General features: G+C 64.2%; 14 protein-coding genes and 1 tRNA gene. 3 read left to right on the top strand and 12 right to left on the bottom strand.

The window, feature by feature from the left end; translation table 11 throughout:
* Window positions 1-57: 57 nt before the first annotated feature.
* From ACJ8FR_RS10165 to folK, 7 genes are all read right to left on the bottom strand, one after another.
* Window positions 58-1020: a sulfotransferase family protein gene (locus ACJ8FR_RS10165; RefSeq protein ID WP_407828514.1), complete on the bottom strand. Its 963-nt coding sequence runs from the start codon at window positions 1018-1020 to the stop codon at window positions 58-60.
* Window positions 969-1772, bottom strand: coding sequence for a hypothetical protein (locus ACJ8FR_RS10170; RefSeq protein WP_407828515.1), 804 nt, complete (start codon window positions 1770-1772; stop codon window positions 969-971). Before ACJ8FR_RS10170 ends, ACJ8FR_RS10165 begins: the two co-directional genes overlap by 52 nt.
* On the bottom strand, window positions 1769-3544 hold the full coding sequence (locus ACJ8FR_RS10175) for a glycosyltransferase (RefSeq protein WP_407828516.1): 1776 nt from the start codon (window positions 3542-3544) through the stop codon (window positions 1769-1771). Before ACJ8FR_RS10175 ends, ACJ8FR_RS10170 begins: the two co-directional genes overlap by 4 nt.
* A complete protein-coding gene (locus tag ACJ8FR_RS10180) occupies window positions 3534-4457 on the bottom strand; it encodes an FkbM family methyltransferase (RefSeq protein ID WP_407828517.1) in 924 nt (307 codons plus the stop codon). Before ACJ8FR_RS10180 ends, ACJ8FR_RS10175 begins: the two co-directional genes overlap by 11 nt.
* A complete protein-coding gene (locus ACJ8FR_RS10185) occupies window positions 4358-6124 on the bottom strand; it encodes an ABC transporter ATP-binding protein (protein WP_407828518.1) in 1767 nt (588 codons plus the stop codon). Before ACJ8FR_RS10185 ends, ACJ8FR_RS10180 begins: the two co-directional genes overlap by 100 nt.
* 42 nt (window positions 6125-6166) lie before the next feature.
* A tRNA-Lys gene (locus ACJ8FR_RS10190) sits at window positions 6167-6242 on the bottom strand.
* Window positions 6243-6256: 14 nt separating this feature from the next.
* A complete protein-coding gene (gene folK / locus ACJ8FR_RS10195; RefSeq protein ID WP_407828519.1) occupies window positions 6257-6736 on the bottom strand; it encodes a 2-amino-4-hydroxy-6-hydroxymethyldihydropteridine diphosphokinase in 480 nt (159 codons plus the stop codon).
* Between the two features lie 91 nt (window positions 6737-6827).
* Between folK and ACJ8FR_RS10200 the strand changes: the two genes are divergently transcribed.
* The gene (locus ACJ8FR_RS10200; protein WP_407828520.1) at window positions 6828-7487 is read left to right on the top strand and encodes a uracil-DNA glycosylase; all 660 of its coding nucleotides are present in this window, start codon (window positions 6828-6830) and stop codon (window positions 7485-7487) included.
* A 196-nt stretch (window positions 7488-7683) separates the two neighbouring features.
* Here the strand turns inward: ACJ8FR_RS10200 and aguB are convergent, their stop codons facing one another.
* The gene (aguB, locus tag ACJ8FR_RS10205) at window positions 7684-8535 is read right to left on the bottom strand and encodes an N-carbamoylputrescine amidase (protein ID WP_407828521.1); all 852 of its coding nucleotides are present in this window, start codon (window positions 8533-8535) and stop codon (window positions 7684-7686) included.
* 84 nt (window positions 8536-8619) lie between these two features.
* Window positions 8620-9594 (bottom strand): agmatine deiminase family protein, encoded by a 975-nt coding sequence (locus ACJ8FR_RS10210; RefSeq protein ID WP_407828522.1) that lies wholly within the window; start codon window positions 9592-9594, stop codon window positions 8620-8622.
* Between the two features lie 100 nt (window positions 9595-9694).
* Here ACJ8FR_RS10210 and ACJ8FR_RS10215 point away from each other — a divergent pair, with 100 nt between their 5' ends.
* Window positions 9695-11128 (top strand): alpha/beta hydrolase family protein, encoded by a 1434-nt coding sequence (locus ACJ8FR_RS10215; RefSeq protein ID WP_407828523.1) that lies wholly within the window; start codon window positions 9695-9697, stop codon window positions 11126-11128.
* Complete coding sequence (locus tag ACJ8FR_RS10220; protein WP_407828524.1) at window positions 11077-11703, top strand: alpha/beta hydrolase family protein; 627 nt, start codon at window positions 11077-11079, stop codon at window positions 11701-11703. The genes ACJ8FR_RS10215 and ACJ8FR_RS10220 overlap by 52 nt, the downstream gene beginning before the upstream one ends.
* Before the next feature lie 60 nt (window positions 11704-11763).
* Here ACJ8FR_RS10220 and rpsD read toward each other — a convergent pair whose 3' ends face one another.
* The 3 genes from rpsD to nrdR all read right to left on the bottom strand — a co-directional run bounded on the left by rpsD (window position 11764) and on the right by nrdR (window position 13727).
* Window positions 11764-12378 (bottom strand): 30S ribosomal protein S4, encoded by a 615-nt coding sequence (gene rpsD, locus ACJ8FR_RS10225; protein WP_407828525.1) that lies wholly within the window; start codon window positions 12376-12378, stop codon window positions 11764-11766.
* 135 nt (window positions 12379-12513) lie between these two features.
* The gene (locus ACJ8FR_RS10230) at window positions 12514-13248 is read right to left on the bottom strand and encodes an RNA methyltransferase (RefSeq protein WP_407828526.1); all 735 of its coding nucleotides are present in this window, start codon (window positions 13246-13248) and stop codon (window positions 12514-12516) included.
* Window positions 13245-13727, bottom strand: a complete 483-nt coding sequence (gene nrdR / locus ACJ8FR_RS10235) for a transcriptional regulator NrdR (protein WP_407828527.1) — start codon at window positions 13725-13727, stop codon at window positions 13245-13247. The genes ACJ8FR_RS10230 and nrdR overlap by 4 nt, the downstream gene beginning before the upstream one ends.
* Between the last annotated feature and the right edge of the window lies 1 nt (window position 13728).

Here is a 13728-nt window from a genome sequence, read left to right on the forward strand (position 1 = left end):
TAGCTTGCTGGGTTAAAGAAACTCGCGGGCAAAGTCGATGTGCCGCCGGCAGCCGGTTCACGGGGCCGTGGAGCGTTGGAGCCGTTCATCGAGCAACCTGTTGTCCTCAGCGTAATAATGCTCAATTTCCTCGCGGAGTTCGGGGCTGATCTTCTTATATCCCGGCGCCGACGCCTGGCGCGCGGCCCTCAAGGCCAGCCGGTGGAGCTGCCGGCCCAGGGGACCTGTCACCTTCTTGATGAGCCGGGCGCTCCGGCGGAGCGCGGTCGGGGGACTAACGATCAACCGCGTGAGGATCCTGGATTGGTATGTGGTTCCCTGATTGACCGGCGGGAAGGCGCTGCGCCCGTCATCCTGCAGTCCAAGAAACTCCAAAATCTCGAGATAGGTCGCTCGTGGATCGGCGACCCAGTCCCGGAACCGGAAAACGCGGACCTGCTCGGCGGGGAAGTTGGCGAGAAACCGTTCGACCTGTTCCCGGAAGCGGCCCATCGCCGCATAGTCGAGGGTGGCTGGCTCCAGGCATTGGGCGGGAACGGTGCCGTGCGGACGCCCGCCGGATAGCCTCCAGGCGACCTCGAAATCCTCGATCTCCTCGGCAAATTCCCACAGGAACTGGTTGTGCAGCGACGGAAGATAATCCTCCTGGTCGCGCAGGAAGATCAGGATTTTCGCGTCGGGATCGTGTTGGCGAATCGCGTCTGCCGCGGCTTTCGAGAAGAGATACATCGCCGACGCCTCGCCGATGACCTTGGCTTTGCCACTCTCCCGGAAAAGCTCGACGTAGTCTGATTTGGTGTTCGTCAGTCGGAAATTCGGCAGGTCGAACGCGAAGTAGCAATGATCCTTGACCGTCGGGAAGAAGATGTCCGGGTGGGAGCGCAAATATTCGGCCCACGCGGTCGTCCCGCACTTGGGCGCGCCGACTATGAACAGGTTCGGCAGGCGTGGGCCCGTATGTGCCTCCGTCATTGCCCGTGTGTTCCTGGCGGCCGAGATCGGGCGGACATCATCAACCATTTGACCGCCTTGCGGGAAACTCGAGCAAGCTTGCGCGGGCCACTTCTCGCGATCTTGCCGGGCAGCATCGCTGCGCGGCGGGCCATGTGGCGAGAAAAGGAACCGATGGTCGGAGTGGGGGGCGCCGCTCGCGAGAGAACATAGACGTTTCGATTGACCCGGAAGGCCGCCAGGCCAGCGGCAGAAGCCACAGCGGCGAGATCGTCGAAATCGAAACTCCATCGCCGATTGGATTCGGGGGGCACCCACGCCAGCCCTTCCCGATCAGTGACGATTTGGCCGCCTCTGGCAAGCCGGTCTTCGTAGAAGCTGAACATTGCGGCGAGATGCGCGAAGCAGCAGCACGGGCTGGTCAGATTATTGTCGAGAATGAGGTCGAACTTGCCCGCGAGGCTCGCGCTGCCGCCGGAATATTTGTTGTGAAGCACGGCCGAATAGTTCGGATAGCCGAGTGTTTGTGCGACCCTGATCTCGGGCTTGTCGATCGTCGTCCCGACAATCTCCTTCACGTGGCCGTGAAATCTTCTCGCCAGGCCGGAGTTGCCGATCCCGACGTGGAGCACACGCCGATCGCGCAGATCGAAGCGATCGATGTACTTTTCAATGCGATATTGATCGGATGTCGTGGCCTTGGCCGACCAGTCGCGAAGGTCCGGCCCATAGACGATTCCCGGATCACTGCTGTTTCCGCAGTCGAACGGCAGTTCGGGGAAACGCAGTTCATGGAGCTTGCGCCAGCCTACGTCGGTCATCCAAACATCAAGCCGAGGTTCCGCCGAGCCCTGACGAACAGGTTGAACAGCCGCGGGGCGGCAGTTTTCGCGCGGAACTTCCCCCCCTTATCGCTGGCGAGGACGATGACGCGCGGAAGATCGAAGCGATCATTGCTGTGCTGCAGCCGAGATTGCTTGAGGCCAAACGCGGCAAGGAAACCGGCGCGGCCGACCGCGCTGCGCGATGCGCGATTGGTCGCGCCATAGGGATAGGCGAAAAAGCGCGGCCGGGGCAGGCCATCACGCACCAGATCGCCGATGGAGCCCGCGGCTTCTGCCTCTAGTTCAGCCTCGTCCATGAGCTGCATTTCCCCGTGGGTGCGCGAATGCGACGCGACCTCGATGCCCAGCGCACCCAATTCTCTCAGCTGTTCACGGGTCATCAAATCGACCGGCCGAGCGCCGTACGCCTGATCCCATTCATTCGAATCGGTGCCGGTTACGATGAACGCGATCCCTTCGATCGCACGCGGCCGCAATACCCCCCGCGCGAGGTCGATCAGCTCGGCATAGCCATCGTCGAAGGTCAGCAGTACCGGTCGGCGCGGAAGCGGCGCGCTGGATTCGAGAAATGCGATGAGCTGGGCGGGAGTGATGAAGGTGAATCCGCGGTCGGCCAGAGCGTCGAGTTGCTGTTCGAAGCGTTTGGGCTGGACGCTGAAGCGACCGAGGAGTGGGTCGTCCTCATCACGGATGGCGTGATAGCAGAGGACCAGCACCTTGTTCGAAAAGGGGAACCAGCCGCTTCGCCGAAGTTCGGTCCAATAAGCCAAAGAACACGCGCCCGAGAAGAAGCGTGCGAGCGCTCGGTTGGACCTCAAGCGCGTCCCCAATCCTACCTCGGCGGCGCGGACCGCCAGGCCCGCGATCGCCTTGGGAACGAAGGGGATTCGGCTGAGGGGACGATAGATCCAACGAACCATCGGCCGACCGACGCCCTTCCGCTCGAACAGGTCGCGCGCGAGCTGCGGGTATTTGCGAATGAATTGGAGGTGGGCAGCGACGGCACGTTCCGCTCGGTTGCGATATTCCCGAGGCCCCACGACGTAGCGCTGGAAGCTAAGCGCCAAAGCAGCATGATGGACATCATGCTCCGCCAACAGCCGGGCGCCAAAGTCGGCGTCTTCGCTGCCGAATGCAGAGCCGCTGGTGAAAACTGGATCGAAGCCGCCGACCTGTTCAAAGACCGACCGGCGAACCGAAAGCTGGCCCGTAAAGATGTCGAATGGCGACAAGGGAGACTGCACAGCGGAGCACGCCGTCCAGCGGGCGACGCTATCGGCAAGGAAGCCGGCGGGCGATGCGGGGTCGATCGGCGTCTCTCCTATGACGGCGTCGGCGCCGCTGCTGTACCGCCGAGCATGCTCGCGCAGCAGGTTAGGATCGCACATCATGTCGTCGTCGAGGAATAGGATGACATCGTTGGCAGCTTCAGCCGCCCCGCGGTTGCGGGCAGCCGAGGCGCCCGCATTTTGCTGCACGACGATCCGACACGGGAACGGGCAGGTAATCGCCGCGAGCGCGTCGGGGGTGCCGTCGGTCGACCCGTCGACGACGACAATGAGCTCGATCGCGCCGGGGTAATCGACCCGGCCGAGCGCGCGCACGGCTTCGCAGGCGACATCGCGTCGCTGGTAGGTGGGAATGACAACCGAGAACGAAGTCCAATCGGGCTCGCCGACGGCTGCTGGCGAAGCGGACGCCGCCTCCGGCCACGCACTCGCCGCTTCGCGGGCCGGCTTAGTCGACACTCGAGTGCTTCGCGTGAATGTCGTACCAACCAAGGTTCGAATATCTCCCGGTGAGCCGGAACATGATCTTACAATAAAGCAGGTAGTAGCGCATGTTTCGGTACAGCCGAACCTCCAGCCATTTCCACCGGACGAACCGTGCAAACTGTGCCAGGGCGCTTTCTCTGGTGAGCCATGGACCCGGACTCTCCTCGCCGAATAGCCCGCTTGCGCCGCTGGTGAAGCGGATCGGAACGTAAGAGCCGGCGAGAGCCGGCTGAGGCGGCAACTGGTCCTCGACCTGAGTCTGGTTGATGATCTTGAACCGGTCGTAGCCGAGGCTCGTAAGCACCTCGAAATCGGCTCGGACCGCATCGAACGAAGGATCGCGCGCGAAGCTTGTTTCCATCGACACGTATTTGGGCCGGACCGAAGTCGCGGCCAGCGATTCGAGCGCTCGGCGGTCCATGCCTTCGATATCGACCTTCATATAAAACGCATTGCCATATTCGCCGACCAAATCCGCCAGCGTGATTCCATCGACGGTGATAGGCTCGGATGCGACGCCGAGAGCGGCGTTGTCGTAAGCCCATTTGCTGACGACACTGCCCCAGCCGGATGTCTCACTTCTATAGAAGGTTAGCGGACCGCGCGCCGGGGCGATCGCCCGTTTGACGATCGTCAGCTGCCCTGAGTCGAGAAAGGTTCGGAGCCGCTCAGCAGTCGTACGGCAGATTTCCGGGTCTGCCTCGACCGCTACAACCCTGAAGCCTTTGCGAAGATAAAATTCGCTGTCTTCGCCATCGTGCATCCCGATGTCGTAGATGAGTTCGGTCAGCGGGACTCTCCGGCCATGTCGCGGAAGTAGTTTAGGCTGCTCAAGGGGCCGGCCTCGCTCACTCGACCCTTGTCCAGGACGATCCCATAATCGCAATGGCCCAGCGTCAGCTTGCGATGACTGATGACCAACCCCGTGCGGAAGAAGCGTCCCCCGCTGATGAGCTTCATGATCTTGGCCTCCGACGCGGCATCGACCGCATTGGACGCTTCGTCGAGGATAAGCAGGTCGGGCCGCGCCATCAAGGCACGGGCGAGGCCGATGCGTTGGCGCTGGCCGCCAGAAAGGCTGAGGCCGCTCGGCCCGACGCGCGTATCATAGCCGTGAGGAAGGCCGGCGATGAATTCCTCCGCGCCGGCAGCGCGTGCCGCCTCCGCGACGTCGGCCATCGAAGCATCGGGCCGAGCATAAGCGATGTTCTCGAACACGGTGCCCGTCACGAGCTCGCTGTCCTGCCCTGCGACTGCGACGCGCCTGCGCCACGCTTCCCGGTCCAGTTCGCGAATGCTTTCGTCGCCGAGGCGAATGTCGCCGGACTGCGGCTCCAGCAGCCGGCACAGCAGGTTGACCAGCGTCGTCTTGCCCGAGCCTGATTCACCCATCAGCGCGGTCGTGGACCCGGCCTTTATGGTCGCCGTGAGGCCGTCGAGAACGCGGCTGCCGTCGGGATAGACGTAGGAGAGATTATCGAGGCCAATGTCGCGGTCGATCCGAAGATCAGGGTCGATCGAATGTTGGACGGACGCCGGAGAGGGCTGCGAAAGGAGCCATTCGACTTCCCACAGCGAGCCGCGCAGCGACACGATGCTGAAGCGGGCCGTGCTGATCGTCTTTGCTTGCGGCAGGGCACGGCTGAGCAGGAGCAAGAATACGGTGATGGCAGCAACCGACATCCCGCTCCAATATCCAGCGACCAGGACGACCAGGAACAGCAAAGCCATCATCGCGTCGAGCGCCGGCTGAACCACTGCCTTGAGGGTCTGGCCCGCCATCACGTTGTCCCGCAGCTGCTCGATCGCGGCGGAGGTTCGTTGCTGTTCCCGTTGCTGCTGGCCGAACAAGCGAATGACCCGGGGCGCCTGGACAAGCGTCAGCAGCCGTTCCCAAACCCGCTGGTGGCCGGCCGTGAATTCATAGCTGAGCTGCGCCTGACGCTTTTCAAACAGGCGGAGTGTGGCCTGCACCGCGAGGCCTCCGACCAGTACGACCAGGAACAATTTGACGTTCAGCCACGCGAGCAGCGCGGCGAAGACGAGCAGTCCGGCGGCCGCGGGGATGAGAGTCAGCGCCGACTGGGTTGCACTCAGGACGAACCAGCAGTCGGTGGAGACGATGTGCGACAGCCGTACACGGTCGGCCTCGAGGAAGAACGGATAGTCGAGCTCGAGCAGCTTCCTTGCGACCGCGGTGCGGATTTGAACGCCGATGCGCCCCTGGACCGACGCGGCCAGGCGGTCGTTCGCGGCCTGGACGGCTCCCTTGAGCAGGATCAGCGCGAAGATGGCGCCGGCCAGGATCGCCGAACGCCTTCGGGGGTCGAAGCCATCGAACAGCGCCGCAACATGCCCGAGCAGCGGGGGGACAGCCGCCCCGCCGGCGTTCGACAGCAACAGCGCAATCAGCGGGATGAAAAGTCCGATGCCGGCGCCTTCGAGCAGGCTGGCGACGAGGCCCAAAGCGGCGACGAGTGGAAGAAACCGCGCAAGACTGCGAAGCACGGGGATCAGCGGCGACGTCCGATGGCCAGCCGAGCGTCGCAACATCCGTGGCACTCCCTTGCGCGCTCATCGTTGCTTGCGAAACGCTGGTGAGCCCAGCTGGATTCGAACCAGCGGCCTACTGATTAAAAGTCAGTTGCTCTACCGACTGAGCTATGGGCCCACCTCGCGCGGCGGTTACCGCTTAGGCACGCCGCGGGCAAGGCGGTGGGCGAGATGGCGGACGGCGAGCGCTCCGACCCGCCAGCCCGGTGCGATCGCGGCGAGCGGCTGGAGGACGAAACTGCGCCGGGCAAGCTGCGGGTGGGGGATGGTCAGGCGGCGCGAGCGCCATCTGCCGCCGCTCCACAGCAAAACGTCAAGGTCGAGGACGCGCGGCCCCCAGCGGCGGCCGCCACGGCGGCCGAACGCGCGCTCGATGCTCTTGAGGCGTCCAAGCATCTGCGCTGGTCCGATGTCGCTCTCGACCATCGCCACGGCATTGGCGAAATCGCGCCCGGCGCCGCCGTGCGCCGCGTTGAGCACGATGGGCGACGCGTCGAACAGGCCGAACTCGTGATCGAGACGCGCGATCGCCGCCTCGACCACGCCGGCCGGGCGGCCATACCGGCCATGCGGCCGGTTCGAGCCGATCGCGATCGCGTAGAGGTGAGACACGCCTCAGCCCTGTCATTGCGAGCGGAGCGAAGCAATCCAGCCTCGCGTCGCTGGATTGCTTCGTCGCCGCGTTCCTCGCAATGACGGAGCCATGCTCCAGCCCGCCGATTTGTCGCCGATCCCCGAGGCCGAGGCGCCGCGCAACTGTCCGCTGTGCCCGCGGCTGGTCCGCTTCCGCGAAGAATGCCGCGACGAGCATCCCGGTTGGTGGAACGCGCCGGTGCCCGCGTTCGGCGACCCGGATGCGTGGCTGGCGATCGTCGGCCTCGCGCCCGGCAAGCACGGGGCGAACCGCACCGGGCGGCCGTTCACCGGCGATTATGCCGGCGAGCTGCTCTACGCGACGTTGCTCAAGTTCGGCTTGGCGGAAGGGGAATATCGGGCGAGTCCGGGCGACGGTCTGCAACTCAAGGGCGCGGTGATCCTGAACGCGGTCAAATGCCTGCCGCCGGGGAACAAGCCCGAACCACGCGAGATCGCGACCTGCCGCAACTATTTCGAGGCGGCGCTGGCCGCGCTTCCGAAGGTGCGGGTGCTGGTCGCGCTCGGCCAGATCGCGCATGTCGCCGCGGCGCGGGCGCTCGGCCTGCCGCCTGCCTCAACGAAGTTCGGGCACGGCGCCGAGAATGCCGCACCCGATGGGCGCATCCTGCTGTCGAGCTACCATTGCTCGCGGTACAACCAGAATACCGGCCGCCTCGATGCGGCGATGTTCGAAAGCGTGTTCGAGCGGGCGAAGAGCCTCATCTAGCTCAGTCGTCGAACTCCAGTGCAGCAGCAGCACCGCCGGACAGTGAACTAGGCTTGTCCGGCTCTACCGGTTCCGTGAGACCATGCCCTCCACGCCGTGGCGGACGCCGCTTCGGCTTGAGATAGATTCTCAGGAGGCGTTCCCAGGACTCTCGACTGTCGCGGATACGAATGGCCATGCGTCGAATATAGGGGCGCTAGCGGTCCTCAACCAGTCGCCCATAAAGTTCAGGCCGGCGGTCGCGGAAGAAGCCGAAGGCGGCGCGGTGCTTCTTCGCCGCCGCGAGATCGAGCGTCGCGACCAGCACGCCCGTATCCTCCGCGCCGAACTCGGCGAGAATGTCGCCGCGTTCGTCGCAGATGAAGCTGTGGCCGTAGAAGCGCTGGCCGCCCTCGGTCCCGATGCGGTTGGCGGCGACCACCGGGACGACGTTGGACACCGCATGGCCGATCATCGCCCGCCGCCACAGCCGCGAGGTGTCGAGGTCGGGATCGTGCGGCTCGGTGCCGATCGCGGTCGGGTAAAACAGGATGTCGGCGCCCATCAACATCATCGAGCGCGCCGTCTCCGGGTACCATTGGTCCCAGCAGACGCCGACGCCGAGGGTCGAGCGGTGCGGTCCTTTCCACACCTTGAAGCCGGTGTTCCCCGGGCGGAAGTAGAACTTCTCTTCGTAACCGGGGCCGTCGGGGATGTGGCTCTTGCGATAGACGCCGGCGACCTTGCCGTCGGGGCCGACCATCGCGAGGCTGTTGTAAAAATGCGGGCCGTCGGCCTCGAAGAAGCTGGTCGGGATCCAGATCTTCAGGTTCTTCGCCAGCTCCTGCATCGCGAGCACCGACGGGTGCTCGTCGGGAGACCTCGCGTTCGCGAACAGGCTCTCGTCCTCGACCCGGCAGAAATAGGGGCCTTCGAACAGCTCGGGCGGGAGGACGACCTCGGCGCCCTTCGCGGCGGCTTCCCGCACCAGCTCGGCGACCGCGCGGATGTTCGCGACCGTGTCGCCGGTAAAGGCGAGCTGCAGCGCGGCGACGGTCAGGCTGGTCATTGCGCGCCCTTAACCGTCATTGCGAGCGAAGCGAAGCAATCCAGAGCTGGATTGCCGCGTCGCGTTCACTCCTCGCAATGACGCTCACTTCGGCACTTGCTGGGAGATGCAGTGGAAGCTTCCACCGCCGGTCAGGATGTGGTCGGCGCGAAGGCCGACTGCAACGCGGTCGGGGAACAAAGCCTGGACGACGTCGACCGCGCCCCGGTCGTTCGCGGCGCCATATTGCGGGACCACGACGACGGCATTGCCGATATAGAAGTTCATGTAGCTGGCCGGCATCACGTCGCCGTCCTCGTCGGTGATGCGGCCGGGCGAGGGCAGAGTGACGATGTCGAGGTGGGCATCGCCGAGCCGCCGCGCGGCGTCCTTGTACACCGCCTCGTTCGGATCGCCCGGGGCACAGGTGGGAATCGCAACGCGGCCCGGGGCGACGAAGCGCGCGAGATTGTCGATGTGGCCGTCGGTATGGTCGTTCATCAGCCCCGAGCCGAACCACAAGACGCGTTCGAATCCGAGGTCATCGAGCAGCCGCCCTTCGAGCTCGCGGCGGGTCAGCGTGTTGCGGTTGGGATTGAGCAGGCATTGCTCGGTGGTCAGCACCGTACCCGATCCGTCGCCATCGATCGCGCCGCCTTCGAGAACCCAGCCGGCTTTGGCGAAAGGCAGGGCCGCGCAGCGCGCCAGCCGCTCGCCGATATCGTCGTCGCCCTCGAGCTCGTATTTGCCGCCCCAGCCGTTGAAGCCGAAGCCCTGCGCGCGCCTGTCCGGGCCACTGCCGAGAATGATCGGAGCCGTATCGCGCAGCCAGATGTCGCCGAACGGCTCGACGATGACCTCGGCGAACGGGCAAAGGCGCTTTGCCGTGTCCGCTGCGCCTTCGTGGGCAGCGACCAGCCACACTTTCTCGCCCTTGCCGCCGGCGTGGACCGCCTTGGCGAACGCGGCGACTTCGCGCTCGGCCGGTTTCAGATCGCCGAGCCACAGCTCGGGATCGCTCGGAAAGCCGATCCACACCGCTTCATGCGGCGCCCATTCGGGGAGGGGAGGACGATTCATCGGGTGGCCGCTAACAGGGCGCTGCCTCAGCGCCAAGCCGGATGCTTGCACGTCGCGCCTGACAGTGCATGATGCGGCGGCCGAGCGAGGGGGATCAATGTTGCGTAAGCTCTTTGGCGTGGTCGCGTCGAAAAGGTCGTGCGGCTTGTTAATCGCAAGCGCGATCTGGCTGTCTGTCGCTGCGCCGCTTCGAGCCGCCGATCCGCAATTGATCGCGGATGCGAAGGCGTTCGGAAGGCGCCCGAGCGCCCAGAGCGTCGATATCTCGCCGAGTGGGCGGCAGGTGCTGACGATCGATCCAGGACCGGGCAAAAGCTCCATCCTGACGATCATCGACACGTCGACGGGCAAAGAGCGAGCGATCCTCACAAGTGGCGGCGACCCGGAGCAGCTTTACTGGTGCAAGTTTGCGACCGACCAACAACTGATCTGCCGTTTTGGCGGTGGCGCTTATTACGGCAATGACGTCGTTGGGTTCAGCCGTCTCATCACCCTTGACACGAACGGCCAGAACCAGAAGCTGCTCGGTCAGCGTGCGCATGAACATGACGCGGGCCTCCGACAATTTGACGGCGAGATTCTCGATTGGCTGCCGGACGGTCCTGGATCGGTTTTGATGACCCGCAACTATGTACCGGCGGTCGACACAATAGGAAGCCATCTGGGCGACAACCGAGAGGGATTGGGCGTCGACCGAATCGATCTTGCCACGCTGAAGTCCACGCGTGTGGAGAGGCCGCAGCTCTATGCCGATGACTATTTGGCGGACGGGCGCGGGAACGTTCGCATGATGTCCTTCAGCGGGGCTGGCTCCAATGACATGACCGGCGTCTACAGCTGGAAATACCGCGTCAAAAATTCGAAGGAATGGCTGTCGTTCAGCGACTTTGATTCACGCAGTGGCTCGGGTTCTCTTCCAATTGCCGTCGATGCCGGCTGCGACTGCGCCTTCGTGCTGCGCAAGACCAACGGACGCGATGCTCTCTACACGATCAAGCTGGACGGGACGCTGAGCGCGCAGCTTGTGGCGAACAATCCCAACGTCGACATCGACGGTATCGAGCGGTTCGGACGCGGCCAGCGCGTCATCGGCTACAACTATACCGACGACCGGGGTCACATTGTTTATTTCGATCACGAATTCGGCGAGCTAGCTGCCTCGCTTGGAAAGGCGCTGCCGAACCAGCCCCTAATTAATTTCATGGAGGCGGGCGCCGATGGTTCCAAGTTGTTGATCATCGCGCGGGGCGACGCCAGTCCCGGAACCTACTATTATTTTGATCGGAACACGCGCCACTTGGACGAAGTGGAACTGATCCGGCCGACGCTTGAAGGGCGGACGCTTGCCCGCGTTCAAACAATCAAGGTTACCGCCACGGACGGGGCGCAGATCCCGGCCTATTTGACCCTCCCGATCAATCGGTCCCCGAGGAATATGCCGGCGGTGGTTCTTCCTCATGGCGGTCCGAGTGCGCGCGATGATTGGGGTTTGACTGGCTGGCGCAGTTCCTTGCCGCGCGCGGCTATGCGGTAATTCAGCCCAATTACCGCGGATCGGCAGGTTATGGCGACGAATGGAAGGGCGAGAATGCCTTCAAGGAGTGGCGCAAGGCCATTGGAGACGTGAGTGCGTCCGCTCGCTACCTGGTTTCGCAGGGCATTGCCGATCCCGCTCGGCTGGCCATCGTCGGTTGGTCATATGGCGGTTATGCCGCTCTTCAATCAGCGGCGGTCGATCCGGGCCTTTACAAAGCAGCCGTGGCCATTGCCCCCGTGACCGATCTGTCTCTTCTCAAATCGGAAGCATTGAATTTGAGCAGCTATAGCCTCGTCAACCAATTCGTGGGTTCCGGACCGCATGTGGTGGAAGGCTCACCCCTCCGTCGAGCCACCGAGATCAAGGTCCCGGTGCTGTTGTTTCACGGGGACATGGATCGCAATGTTGCCATCGAGCAAAGCGAGAAAATGGCCGCTGCTCTGCGCGGCGCGGGTGACAAGGTTGAGCTGGTTCGCTTCAAGGGCCTCGACCATCAGCTGGATGATAGCGACGCCAGGGTCTCTATGCTGACCAAGATGGGTGAGTTCCTGGATTCGGCGATCGGCCACTGACGCAAAAGGAAAAGGGCGGCCGCCGACGACCGCCCTTGTCCATTTTGCTGAGACCCGGATCTAGCGCGAGTAAAATTCGATCACGAGGTTGGGTTCCATCCGTACCGGATAGGGCACCTCGTCGAGCTTGGGCACGCGCGTGTACGTCACTTTCGACGTGCCGTCGGGAACCACATAATCGGGGATGTCGCGCTCGGCGAGGCTCTGCGCCTCGACCACCAGCGCCATCTCGGTCGCCTTGGCGCCGAGCTCGACCACGTCATTCACGTCCACGCGGCGCGAGGCGATGTTGCACTTGCCGCCGTTGACGCGGATGTGGCCGTGGCTGACCAGCTGGCGGGCGGCCCAGATCGTCGGCGCGAACTTGGCGCGGTAGACGACCATGTCGAGCCGCCGCTCGAGCAGGCCGATGAGGTTCTGCGACGCGTCGCCCTTCATCCGGATCGCGTCGAGATAGTTCTTCTTGAACTGCTTCTCGGTGATGTCGCCGTAATAGCCCTTGAGCTTCTGCTTGGCGCGCAGCTGGATGCCGTAGTCGCTGATCTTGCCCTTGCGGCGCTGGCCGTGCTGGCCCGGGCCATATTCGCGGCGGTTGACCGGGCTCTTGGGACGTCCGAAGACGTTCTCGCCCATGCGGCGGTCGAGCTTGTATTTGGCGCTGGTGCGCTTCGTCACGGTGATTTCTCCAATTCGCGTTAGCTAGTTTGCCCGGAACCGCACCGCGAAGCACAAGCTTCACGCGATCACCGCTTCACCGGACGTGCGGGATCAATTGCGAACGGCGCCCCTAGCTTAAGCGGTTGCTTCGGGTCAAGTTTTGCCTCGCGTTCGGGCGGGACCGACCAGCGTGCGGATGATCCCGCGTATCGCCTTCATCTCGCGCGACGACCAGCCCGGCTTGGTCAGGATCGTGCGGAGCGTGTTCTTCGTCGCCTGCGTCCGCGACGGCGGATGGAAATAGCCCTTGGCCGCGAGTTCGCCATTGAGGTGGCCGATCAGCCCTTCGAGCTCGCCATGCGACGCTGCAGGCTCGCCCTCCTTGACGGTGGGTTGCGCCAGGCTCGTTCGTTTCGACCATTCGTAGGCGAGGAGGATCACGGCCTGCGCGAGGTTGAGCGAGCCGAAGTCCGGGTTGATCGGAACGGTGACGATGGCGTTGGCCAGCGCGACCTCCTCGGTTTCCAGCCCCGACCGCTCGGGCCCGAACAGGATCGCGCTGCGCTCAGGCAATGCCGCGATTCGGTCGGCCATCTCGTCCGGGCTGACGACGGGCATCACCAGGTCGCGGCGGCGGACGGTCGAGGCGAACACCAGATTGCAGTCGGCGACGGCCTGCTCGGCGGTGTCGAACACCGCGGCCTGTTCGAGCACGATGTCCGCGCCGCTCGCCGCCGGCCCGGCTTCCGGGTTGGGCCAGCCATCCCGGGGGGCGACCAGCCGCATCTCGGTCAGCCCGAAATTGAGCATCGCCCGCGCGGCCTTGCCGATGTTCTGGCCAAGCTGCGGACGGACGAGGACGATGACCGGCTTGCGTGCCCCGTTCACAGCAACTTGTCGTGGCCGGGCGGCGGCGCGGCCTCTTTCTCCACGCGCTCGGCGATTTCGGCAAAGTCGCCGGGGTCGCTGAAATCCTTGTAGATGCTGGCGAAGCGGATGTAGGCGACATGGTCGAGCGATCTGAGGCCGGCCATGACGGCTTCGCCGATGCGCACCGAAGTGACTTCGTCGCCGAGCGTCTCCATCTGCCGCTGCACTCCGCTGACCAGCCGGTCGATGCGCGCCGGATCGATGTCGCGCTTTCGGCACGCATGGCCGATCGCCCGGGCGAGCTTGTCGCGGTCGAAGGGCTCGCGCTTGCTGTCCTTCTTGACCACCGTGAGGTCGCGCAGCTGGACTCGCTCGAAGGTTGTGAAGCGCGCGCCGCAGGCCTCGCACTGGCGGCGCCGGCGGATCGCCGCGCCGTCCTCGCTCGACCGGCTGTCCTTCACCTGGCTGTCTTCGTGCGCGCAGAAGGGGCAGCGCATC

Source organism: Sphingomonas sp. (assembly GCF_045810705.1).
Classification (GTDB): domain Bacteria; phylum Pseudomonadota; class Alphaproteobacteria; order Sphingomonadales; family Sphingomonadaceae; genus Sphingomicrobium.

Bases quoted from the DNA above. Each gene is read 5' to 3' on its own strand.
- ACJ8FR_RS10165 (WP_407828514.1), bottom strand. From the start codon at position 1,020: ATGGTTGATGATGTCCGCCCGATCTCGGCCGCCAGGAACACACGGGCA.
- ACJ8FR_RS10170 (WP_407828515.1), bottom strand. From the start codon at position 1,772: ATGACCGACGTAGGCTGGCGCAAGCTCCATGAACTGCGTTTCCCCGAA.
- ACJ8FR_RS10185 (WP_407828518.1), bottom strand. From the start codon at position 6,124: ATGTTGCGACGCTCGGCTGGCCATCGGACGTCGCCGCTGATCCCCGTG.
- ACJ8FR_RS10200 (WP_407828520.1), top strand. From the start codon at position 6,828: ATGCTCCAGCCCGCCGATTTGTCGCCGATCCCCGAGGCCGAGGCGCCG.
- aguB (WP_407828521.1), bottom strand. From the start codon at position 8,535: ATGACCAGCCTGACCGTCGCCGCGCTGCAGCTCGCCTTTACCGGCGAC.
- ACJ8FR_RS10210 (WP_407828522.1), bottom strand. From the start codon at position 9,594: ATGAATCGTCCTCCCCTCCCCGAATGGGCGCCGCATGAAGCGGTGTGG.
- nrdR (WP_407828527.1), bottom strand. From the start codon at position 13,727: ATGCGCTGCCCCTTCTGCGCGCACGAAGACAGCCAGGTGAAGGACAGC.